This is a genomic window from Heliomicrobium undosum (assembly GCF_009877425.1).
Lineage (GTDB): Bacteria > Bacillota > Desulfitobacteriia > Heliobacteriales > Heliobacteriaceae > Heliomicrobium > Heliomicrobium undosum.
On the sequence record NZ_WXEY01000016.1, the window covers coordinates 69,747 to 80,330 of the forward strand.

7 protein-coding genes are annotated in these 10,584 nt (G+C 64.0%); all 7 read right to left on the minus strand.

Annotated elements, in window-relative coordinates; genetic code table 11:
• Positions 1-197: 197 nt before the first annotated feature.
• Positions 198-3,452: a carbamoyl-phosphate synthase large subunit gene (carB, locus tag GTO91_RS13065; RefSeq protein ID WP_161259168.1), complete on the minus strand. Its 3,255-nt coding sequence runs from the start codon at positions 3,450-3,452 to the stop codon at positions 198-200.
• 172 nt (positions 3,453-3,624) lie between these two features.
• Positions 3,625-4,944: a carbamoyl phosphate synthase small subunit gene (locus tag GTO91_RS13070; RefSeq protein WP_161259169.1), complete on the minus strand. Its 1,320-nt coding sequence runs from the start codon at positions 4,942-4,944 to the stop codon at positions 3,625-3,627.
• Positions 4,941-6,194, minus strand: a complete 1,254-nt coding sequence (locus GTO91_RS13075; protein WP_161259179.1) for an acetylornithine transaminase — start codon at positions 6,192-6,194, stop codon at positions 4,941-4,943. The genes GTO91_RS13070 and GTO91_RS13075 overlap by 4 nt, the downstream gene beginning before the upstream one ends.
• A 37-nt stretch (positions 6,195-6,231) precedes the next feature.
• The gene (argB, locus tag GTO91_RS13080) at positions 6,232-7,119 is read right to left on the minus strand and encodes an acetylglutamate kinase (RefSeq protein WP_161259170.1); all 888 of its coding nucleotides are present in this window, start codon (positions 7,117-7,119) and stop codon (positions 6,232-6,234) included.
• A gap of 47 nt (positions 7,120-7,166) precedes the next feature.
• On the minus strand, positions 7,167-8,381 hold the full coding sequence (argJ, locus tag GTO91_RS13085; protein ID WP_161259171.1) for a bifunctional glutamate N-acetyltransferase/amino-acid acetyltransferase ArgJ: 1,215 nt from the start codon (positions 8,379-8,381) through the stop codon (positions 7,167-7,169).
• A gap of 84 nt (positions 8,382-8,465) precedes the next feature.
• Positions 8,466-9,521, minus strand: a complete 1,056-nt coding sequence (argC, locus tag GTO91_RS13090; RefSeq protein WP_161259172.1) for an N-acetyl-gamma-glutamyl-phosphate reductase — start codon at positions 9,519-9,521, stop codon at positions 8,466-8,468.
• 121 nt (positions 9,522-9,642) lie between these two features.
• The coding region (locus GTO91_RS13095; RefSeq protein WP_328793811.1) for a DMT family transporter at positions 9,643-10,584 on the minus strand (942 nt) is incomplete at its 5' end.

Consider the following 10,584-nt stretch of genomic DNA (forward strand, 5'->3'; position numbering starts at 1 on the left):
CGGAACGCTGCCGGGGCTTATCGGGGATAGGGCTTTTCGGGGATGGGGGCTTTTTTGGGGACGGGCTTTACAAGGATTGCGTCATGTCATACGCGATGGGCCTTAGGGGGATTGGGTCATCTCACACGCGATGGGGCTTAGGGGAATCGCTTCATGTCACACGCATCGCTTTTGGTTTTTGGCAGCGGCGTCTTTCCTTACACCGCCCGCAGGGCATCCACCCGCGCGCTCCACTCGGCCGAGTTGGCCTCCTGGAAAGTGCCCATGGAGAGGAAGTTCGGCGGGTCGCCTTCGCGGATCATGCGGATCGTTTCCAACAGCGCCCAGGCGGTGTCCAGCGAGGTGAGGCAGGGGACGCGGTATTCCGAGGCGGCGCGGCGGATGCGGAAGCCGGTCCGGCCGGCCACTTTGCCTTTGGTGGGGGTGTTGATGATCAACTGGACGGCGCCGTCTTTGATCTGGTCGAGGACGGTCTGCACCGCGTAGGCGCTGGCGTCGATGGCGGTGACGGCCAGGCCGCTCTCGCGCAGGGCTTCGGCCGTCCCTTTCGTGGCGGCGACGCGGAAGCCCAGGTCGGCGAATTCGCGGATGAGGCCGGCGACCTCCTCTTTGTCCCGCTCGGCCACGGAGACGATCAGGTTGCCGCCGGTGGGGATCTTCATGCCGGCCGCCGTCATGGCCTTGTAGAGGGCCGAGGGCAGTTCAAAGTCGACGCCCATGACCTCGCCTGTTGATTTCATCTCCGGCCCTAAGGAGATGTCCACGTCGGTCAGCTTTTCAAAGGAGAAGACGGGCGCTTTGACGATGGTGTAGGCCGTTTCGGGCCAGAGGCCGCCGCCGTAGCCCATCTGGGCCAGGGTTTTGCCGAGCATGACCTCGACGGCCACCTTGATCATGGGGACGCCGGTCACTTTGGAGAGGATCGGCACGGTCCGGGAGGCCCGGGGGTTGACTTCCAGGACGTAGACCTTGCCCTGAATGTCGACGACATACTGGATGTTCAAGAGGCCGACGACGCCGAGGGCTTTGGCGATGCGCAGGGTGTAGTCGACGATGGTGTCCCGCTCTTCCCTTTTCAAGGACTGGGGCGGGTAGACGGCCATGGAGTCGCCCGAGTGGACGCCGGCCCGTTCGATGTGTTCAAAGATGCCGGGGATCAATGTGTCTGTGCCATCGCTGATGGCGTCGACCTCCACCTCGCGGCCCCGGATGTATTTGTCGACCAGGATGGGGTGTTTCGGGCTGATGCGGACGGCCGTTTCCATGTAGGATTCCAGGTCTTTGACGTTTTCCACCACTTCCATGGCCCGGCCGCCGATGACGTAGCTGGGGCGGACGAGGACCGGAAAGCCCAGTTCTTCGGCGATGGCCTTCGCCTCGTCGGCGCTGGTGGCGGAACGGCCTTCCGACTGGGGAATGCCGAGGCGCTTTAAGAGGGCCTCGAATTTTTTGCGGTCTTCGGCGGCGTCGATGCCCTCCAAGGAGGTGCCCAGGATGGGAACGCCGTGCTCTTGCAGGCCCGCCGCCAGGTTGATGGCTGTCTGGCCGCCGAACTGGACGACGACGCCGCGCGGTTTTTCCTTGTCAACGATGTTGAGGACATCCTCCAAGGCCAGGGGCTCGAAGAAGAGCTTGTCGGCCGTGTCAAAGTCGGTGGAGACGGTTTCAGGGTTGTTGTTGATGATGATCGATTCGACGCCGGCGCTGTGGAGCGCCCAGGCGGCGTGGACGGAGCAGTAGTCAAACTCGATGCCCTGGCCGATGCGGATGGGGCCGGAGCCGAGGACGATCACCTTCTCCCCTGTCGTCTCGCGGACCTCGTCCTCTTCCTCGTAGGTCGAGTAGTAGTAGGGCGTCAAGGCCTCAAACTCGGCGGCGCAGGTGTCGACCATCTTGTAGGTGGGCAGGATGCCGGCGGTTTTGCGGGCTTCCCGGACGGTCTGGGTGGAGATGTTGGCGATTTTGGCGATCTGGTAGTCGGAAAAGCCGAGGGTCTTCGCCTCCCGCAGGGTCTCGTCGGCGACGGGCCACTGGGCGAGGCGCGCTTCGAAGTCGACGAGGCTCTTGATCTTCACCAGGAACCAGGGGTCGATCTTGGAGACCTGGTGGATCTCCCTTACCGACCAGTCGCGGCGAAAGGCCTGGGCGACGGCGAAGAGGCGCTCATCGTCGGCGCGCTTCAGTTTGTTTTCCAGGTCGATGTCGGTCCACTCGCCGGCGCCGGGGTAGCGGAGGCCGTAGACGCCCGTTTCGAGGGAGCGGACGGCTTTTTGCAATGCGCCTTCGAAGGTGCGGTCGATGGCCATGACCTCGCCGGTGGCCTTCATCTGGGTCGTCAGGCTGCGGTCGGCGGTGACGAACTTGTCAAAGGGCCAGCGGGGGATCTTGACGACGCAGTAGTCGAGGGTCGGCTCAAAACAGGCCGTCGTCTTGCCGGTGACGGGGTTTTTGATCTCGTCCAGCGTGAGGCCGATGGCGATCTTGGCGGCCATTTTGGCGATGGGGTAGCCGGTGGCCTTGGAGGCCAGCGCCGACGAGCGGCTCACCCGGGGGTTGACTTCGATGACGATATAGTTGTCGCTCTCGGGATGGAGGGCGTACTGGACGTTGCAGCCCCCTTCCACCTTGAGGGCGCGGATGATCTTCAAGGATGCCGAGCGCAGCATCTGGTATTCCTTGTCGGTGAGGGTCTGCGAGGGGGCGACGACGATGGAGTCGCCCGTGTGGATGCCGACAGGGTCGAGGTTTTCCATGTTGCAGATGGTGATGCAGTTGTCGTTGCTGTCGCGCATCACCTCGTACTCGATCTCTTTCCAGCCGGCGACGCTCTGTTCGAGGAGCACCTGGCCGATCATGGATTTTTTCAGGCCCATATCGCAGATGGTGAGCAGTTCCGCCTCGGTGTGGGCGATGCCGCCGCCGGTGCCGCCGAGGGTGTAGGCGGGCCGGATGATTAAGGGGAGGCCGGCCTGGCGGGCGAAGGCCACGGCCTGGTCGAGGTTGGAGACGATCTCGGAAAGGGGGATCGGTTCGCCGATCTCCTGCATCGTCTTTTTGAACAGTTCCCGGTCCTCGGCTTTTTTGATGGCCTGTAAGGATGTGCCGAGGAGGCGGACGTTGTACTTGTCCAGGACGCCGGCCTGGGCCAATGCGACGGCCAGGTTGAGGCCGGTTTGGCCGCCCAACGTGGGCAGCAGGCCGTCGGGCTGTTCCTGTGCGATGATCTTGGTCAGGGAGGGCACGTCAAGCGGTTCGATATAGACATGATCGGCGATGTTGGCGTCGGTCATGATCGTGGCCGGGTTGGAGTTGACCAGGACGACTTCGAGGCCCTCTTCTTTCAGGGCTTTGCAGGCCTGGGTGCCCGCATAGTCGAATTCCGCCGCCTGGCCGATGATGATGGGCCCCGAACCGATGACGAGGACTTTTTTTAACTGCTGGTCTTTCGGCAAAGGGGTGTTCCTCCTTAGGTTGGGGGCTAGGGTTGGGCCGGCGGTTGGGCGTCGCCGGCGGGTGTGCGTTCCGATGTGGCGCGGGGCGGTCGTTTTAGGCGCGCTGCGGTTGCACGGCGGTTTTGCGGCGGTTGTGCGGCGGTTGCGCAACGGTTGCGCGCCGCTTTTCGCTTTAGGCCGACACCTTTTCCACGCGCCGCCGCATGTTGGCGATAAACTCGTCAAAGAGAAAGGCCGAGTCGAGGGGGCCGGGGGCGGCTTCCGGGTGGTACTGGACCGAGTAGACGGGCAGTCTTTCGTGGCGCAGTCCTTCGACGGTATTGTCGTTGCCGTTGCGGTGGCTGACGGCGAAGCCGGCCGGGAGGGTTTTTTCGTCGATGGCGTAGCCGTGGTTTTGCGAGGTGATGAAGACGCGGCCGGTGCGCAGGTCCTTGACAGGGTGGTTGGCGCCCCGGTGGCCGAATTTGAGCTTGTAGGTGTCGGCCCCGGCGGCCAGAGCGAGGAGCTGGTGGCCGAGGCAGATGCCGAAGATGGGCAGCGGTTGGGCGGTCGTTCCCGGACGCAGGAAGTGGCCGATCGTCTCGATGGCCGGGGCGACGTCTTTCGGGTCGCCGGGGCCGTTACTGAGGAAGAGGCCGTCAGGGTTGGCGGCGCGGATCTCTTCTGCTGGTGTGTGGGCTGGGAAGACCATCAGGTGGCAGTCGAGGGCTTTGAGCATGCGCAGGATGTTTTCCTTGATGCCGAAGTCGAGGACGGCCACGCGGCAGCCGTCGCCGGGGATGACGTAGGCCTGGGGCGTGGTGACGGAGTTGACCAGATGGGGGCCGGCCACGGGCAGGTTGCGGACGGCGGTGAGGTATTCGATCCAGCAGGTGTAGCTCTCTTCGTCCATCTCAGCGAAGACGGCTTCCAGGGAGGTGCGGGCGCCGGCGCGCAGGGCGGCGAGGGCTTCACCCTCCCAGGGAGCGGCATCGGCGCTGTTAATGCCGTAGCGGCCGTTAGCGTTGTTAAAGCCTTTCAAGCTGGCAGAACCGTTCGCGCCGTTCAGGGCTTGCCCGTTGCCAACGCCGTTCGCTCCATTGATGATGGCCCCGCGCAGCGTGCCGTGCTCGCGGATGCGCCGGGTCAGGGAGCGTGTATCGATGCCGGCCAAGCCGGGGATGCGATGCTGGGCCAGGTAGTGATCGAGCGTTTTTTCGGAGCGGTAGTTGGAGGGGCGGGCGCAGGCCTCGCGGACGATGTAGCCGCGCACCTGGGGCTTCGCCGATTCGGCGTCGCCGGAGTTGACGCCGTAGTTGCCGATGAGGGGGTAGGTCATGGTGACGATCTGGCCGGCGTAGGAGGGGTCGGTGAGGACCTCCTGGTAGCCGGTCATGCCGGTGTTGAAAACCACCTCGCCGGTGCTGCTCCCCCGGTAGCCGAAGGGGATCCCTTTGAAGAGGGTCCCGTCTTCCAGCAGGAGGTAGGCGGCGGCCGGTTTTACTGCTGTCATTGCGGTTGACCTCCTGTGGCGGCGGGGTTGGCGTCAGGGGCATTGGCGGCGTCGGCCGCGGTGACACTGGCGAGAACTTCCTCCAGCACGGCCACGGCCTCATCGACATCGGCCTTGTCGATGGTCAGCGGCGGCAGGAAGCGCAGCACGTTGACGGCGGTGCAGTTGATGATTAGGCCCTTTTCCAGGCAGGCGGCGACGATGTCGGCGCCGGGGCGGTCGAGTTCGCAGGCGGCCATCAGGCCGAGGCCGCGCACCTCCGTGATAAAGGGGTATTTCTCCTGGAAGCGGCGCAGGTGGCCCATGAAGTAGGCGCTGACCTCGCGGCAGTTGTCCATCAGGCCGTCGTTGAGGAGGACGTCCATGACGGCGACGCCGGCGGCGGCGACGAGGGGGTTGCCGCCGAAGGTGGAGGCGTGATCGCCCGGCTGGAAGGCGTTGGCCACTTCATCGGTGGCGAGGAGCGCGCCCATGGGGGCGCCGCCGGCGAGGGCTTTGGCCAAAGTCATGATGTGGGGCGTTACGCCGTAGTGTTCGTGGGCAAAGAGTTTGCCGGTCCGGCCGAGGCCGCACTGGACCTCGTCAAAGATGATGAGCAGGTTGTTGGCTTCGGCCAGCTTGGCGAGGCCCTGCCAGAAGGAGGGTTCGGCCAGGTTGACGCCGCCTTCGCCCTGAACGGGCTCGACGAGGATGGCGCAGGTGTTCGGGGTAATCGCTTTTTCCAGGGCCTTCAGGTCGCCGAAGGGGACGTAGCGGAAGCCCTGGGGCAGCGGCTCGTAGTCTTTTTGGTATTTCGGCTGCGCCGTGGCGGTGACGGTGGCCAGGGTGCGACCGTGGAAGGATTTTTCCATGGTGATGATTTCATATTTGTCGGGGCCCCAGGTCTTTTTGGCGTATTTGCGGGCCAGTTTGATGGCCCCTTCGTTGGCTTCAGCGCCGGAGTTGCAGAAAAAGACCTTGTCGGCGAAGGAGTTTTCGACGAGCGCCTGGGCGAGCTTGACCTGCGGCTCGATCCAGTAGAGGTTGGACACGTGCAACAGCGTTGCCGCCTGTTGTTGGAGCGCGTCAACGACCTTCGGGTGGCAGTGGCCGAGCGAGTTGACAGCCAAGCCGGCCAGGAAGTCCAGGTACTCCCTGCCGTCAGCGTCCCACACGCGGGCGCCCTGCCCTTTGAGCAGCGAGATGGGCAGCCTGCCGTAGGTGTTCATCACATATTTTTTTCCCAGTTCGACGATCTGGGCGTTGTTCATCGTCCCGGTCACCGCCGTTCCCCCCATTTCTTTTTTCTTACTTGAGCACCATCGTCCCGATCCCCTTGTCGGTGAAGACCTCCAAAAGGAGCGAGTGGGGCAGGCGGCCGTCGATGATGTGGGTCTGGCCGACGCCGCCCTGAAGCGCCTCGACGCAGCAGGTGACTTTGGGGATCATGCCGCCGCTGATGACGCCTTCTTCCACCAGGGCAGGCACGTCGTCGATGCGCAGCGACGAGATGAGGCTGGCCTTGTCTTGGCGGTCGCGCAGGATGCCTTCCACGTCGGTGAGCAGGACCAGTTTGTGGGCTTCCAGCGCCTGGGCCAGTTCGCCGGCGGCGGTGTCGGCGTTGATGTTGTAGGACTCGCCGTTTTCGCCGACGCCGATGGGGGCGATGACGGGGATGTAACCCCGGTCGGCCAGTTCCCGCACGAGGCCCGGTTCGATCTTGACGACGTCGCCCACAAAGCCGATGTCGGTGGGCACCCGAGCGCCGGCTTCGTTTTTGACGAGTTCGAAGCGTTTTTTCGCCTGGATCAGGCCGCCGTCTTTGCCGCAGAGGCCGACGGCCTTGCCGCCGAAGCGCTGGATCAGGGCGACGATCTCTTTGTTGACCTTGCCGGCCAGGACCATCTCGACGACTTCCATGGTGGCTTCGTCGGTGACGCGCAGCCCCTGGATGAAGTGGCTCTTCAGGCCGAGGCGGTCGAGCATGCCGTTGATCTCGGGGCCGCCGCCGTGGACGACGACGGGATGGATGCCGACGAGTTTCATCAGGATGACGTCCATGATGACGGCTTCTTTGAGTTGGTCATTGACCATGGCGGCGCCGCCGTATTTGATGACGACGGTCTTGCCGGAGAATTTCTTGATATAGGGCAGGGCTTCGACGAGGATGCCCGCTTTCTCTAACGCTTTCAGCAATGGTGTCTCTCCCTTTTTGCTATCGAAATCGACGACGCTTTTTTGCATTAACTGCGGTAATCGGCGTTGATCTTCACGTAGTCGTAGGTCAGGTCGCAGCCCCAGGCGGTGGCGCTGGCGTCGCCGTCGTTCAGGCGGACGGTGACGACAACCTCCTCTGCGGCGAGGGCTTTCGAGGCCTCCTCTTCGGAAAAAGGGAGGGCCAAGCCCTGGCGGGCCGTCTGGACAGGGCCGAGGAAGACATCCACCTTGGCCGGGTCAAAGTTCGCGCCCGAGTAGCCGATGGCGCACATGACGCGGCCCCAGTTGGCGTCGTTGCCGTAGACGGCGCACTTGAAGAGGTTCGACTTGATGATGGCCAGAGCGGCTTTGCGGGCGTCTTCGGCGGTGGCCGCCCCTTCAACGCGGGCCTCGATCAACTTGGTGGCCCCTTCCCCGTCGCGGGCCATTATCTTGGCCAGGTGGATGGAGAGGGCTGTCAGGGCGGCGGTGAAGGCATCGTAGTCGGGGCCTTCCGCCTCAATGGCCGGGGCGCCGCTCTGGCCGTTGGCGACGATGACGGCCATGTCGTTCGTCGAGGTGTCGCCGTCGACGGAGATCATGTTATAGGAAACCTTCGTGGCGGCGCTGAGGGCTTGTTGCAGCAGCGCCGGCGCGATGGCCGCATCGGTCGTGTAAAAGGCGAGCATGGTGGCCATGTTCGGGTGGATCATGCCGGAGCCTTTGGCCATGGCGCCGATGGTGACGGTCTGGCCGCCGAGGGTGATCTCCACCTTGCCCGTTTTGGGGACGAGGTCGGTCGTCATGATCGCGCGAGCGGCCTGTTCCCCGCCCTCGGGCGAGATGGCGCCGGCGAGGGCGTCGACGCCGGCCAGGAGCTTCGCCATGGGCAGGGGCTGGCCGATGACGCCGGTGGAGGCGACGGCCACTTGCTCGGCGGTGATGCCCAGCGCCTTGGCCACATGGGCGGTGGTGGCACGGGCGTCGGCGAGGCCCTGTTCGCCGGTGCAGGCGTTGGCGTTGCCGGCGTTGACGACGACGGCCTTGAGGGGGCCGGCGGCGATATGTTCCTTCGTCACCTGCAAGGGCGCCGCCTGAACCTTGTTCGTCGTGTAGACGGCGGCGGCGGCGGCGGGGGTGTCGCTGACGATGAGGGCCATGTCGAGGACGCCCGGCTTTTTGATGCCCGCCGGCACGCCGGCGGCCTGAAAGCCCTTCGGCGAGGTGACCCCGCCGGGGAGTATGCTGATCTGCTGTTGCATGGTCGTCGCGCTCCTGTCTCAAGTCGGGTTGTTTTCCCAATTAACGCAAGCCCTGTGTTCGGGCTGTCATCTGTCATCGAAATATCAGGGATAAATCCCCGCCGCCTCGATGCCCGTCGTCTCGGGCAGGCCGAAGAGGATGTTCATATTCTGGATCGCCTGGCCGGAGGCGCCCTTGACCAGGTTGTCGATGGCGGTGGTGATGATGATCCGGCCGGTCCGCGCCTCGACGGTCAAGCCGATGAAGGCGTGGTTGGAGCCGTAGGACCATTTGGTCTGCGGCCAGACGCCTTCGTCCATGATATGGATGAAGGGTTCGCCGGCGTAGAACTGGCGGTAGAGGTCACGCACCTCTTCGGCGGAGGGACGGACGCCCTCTTTCAGGTCGGCGTAGACGGTGGCGAGGATGCCCCGCGTCATGGGCATCAGGTGGGGCGTGAAGGTGATAGCCATTGCGTCGGGGTCAAGGCCCGCCCGCTCGGCCACCTCCTGTTCGATCTCGGGGTTGTGGCGGTGTTTGGCCACGTTGTAGGCTTTCACGTTTTCGTTGACTTCGCCGTAGATGAGGGCCAGGTTGGCGTTGCGGCCGGCGCCGGAGGCGCCCGACTTGGCGTCGATGATCAGGCGGTCTTCGCGGATCAGGCCCTGGCCGCAGAGGGGGGCGACGCTCAACAGGGAGGCCGTCGGGTAGCAGCCGGGGTTGGCGACGATGCGGGCCTTTTGAATCTGTTCGCGTTTCAGTTCCGGCAGGCCGTAGACGGCCTCGGCCAGCAGTTCCGGCGCTTCGTGGGTCACATGATACCACTGTTCATAGACGGCGGCGCGGCGCAGGCGGAAATCGGCGCCCAGGTCGACGACCTTTTTGCCTTTGCGGACGCACTCGGCCACCCAGGGGACGGACAAACCGTGGGGCAAGGCCAAAAAAACCACGTCGGCGGTGTCGGTGATGTTGTCGATGTCCTGGGTCTGGCAGGCCAAGTCCACCTGACCGCTCATGTGAGGATAGACGTTGGGGTAGGGTTGATCCGCATATTGGCGGGAGGTCAGTCCGACCAGTTCCACTTCCCGGTGCCGGGTCAACAAGCGCACCAGTTCTGCGCCCGTATACCCGGTGGCGCCCACAATCGCTGCTCGAATCATTGTTCGGCCGACCTCCTTATCGTCATGCATAATACAAGAATAATTATACGGTTTCATGTATAATCATTCAATCCTGTTTTCGATTTTCTTACGCGATGGGACTTTCCCTGTTCTCCATGTTTTACGCCGCCCTGCCGTCCGCGCCGTCGCATGCAGCGGCCTGGTCGACCTCATCGGACTCCCCGGCGCCGATCATCTCAGCGACGACGATCCCGGCCATGACGAGGACGCCGCCGAAGGCGCCCCGCAGGGTGAGCGTCTCGCCGGCGAGGGCGATGCCGAAGATGAGGGCGAAGACGGGCTCGGTGGCGAAGATGAGCGCCGTCCGGGTGGCCGTCGTGAATTTTTGAAAATACATCTGGGCCAAGAAGGCCAGCGAGGTGGCCGGGATGGCCGTCAAGGCGAGCGCCGTCCATACCTCGCTCCGGAACTGGTCGTAGGCCAGCGGCGGAGCGGTAAAAAAGGAAAAGGCGGTGCAGGCGACGCTGACGGCAAAGATCTGCATGATGGAGAGCAACATCGGGTCATGGCGGGACGTCACCTGTCCGGCCAGGAAGATATGTAGGCCGAAACAGAAGGCGCAACCCAGGACGAGCAGGTCGCCCGGGTTGATAGTCAGGTCGTCGGTGAGGGTGAGCAGCCCCAGGCCGGTGACGGCCATGGCGACGCCGGCGAGGACGCCGCTGCGGGGAACCTGTTTGAGGACGATCCAGCCGACGAGGGGCACCAGGACGACGGACAATCCGGTGATAAAACCGGCATGGGACGAGGTGGTGTACTGGAGGCCGATGGTCTGCAAGGCGTAGCCGCCGAAGAGGCAGGCGCCGAGCATGAAGCCGTGGCGGACGGCAGCGCCGGTCAGGCGTTGCCAGCGCCGCCCGGCGATGACGGCGAGAAAGAGTCCGGCGATGAAAAAGCGGATGGCCAGGAAGGTGTAGGGGGGCATGAAGGCGATGGCGTTTTTGACGGCCACAAAAGTGCCCCCCCAGACGGCCGCCACGGAGAGCAGGATCAGGTCGGCCGTCAAGGGGGAGACGCGGGATGTGTGCTGTTGCTGCATTCT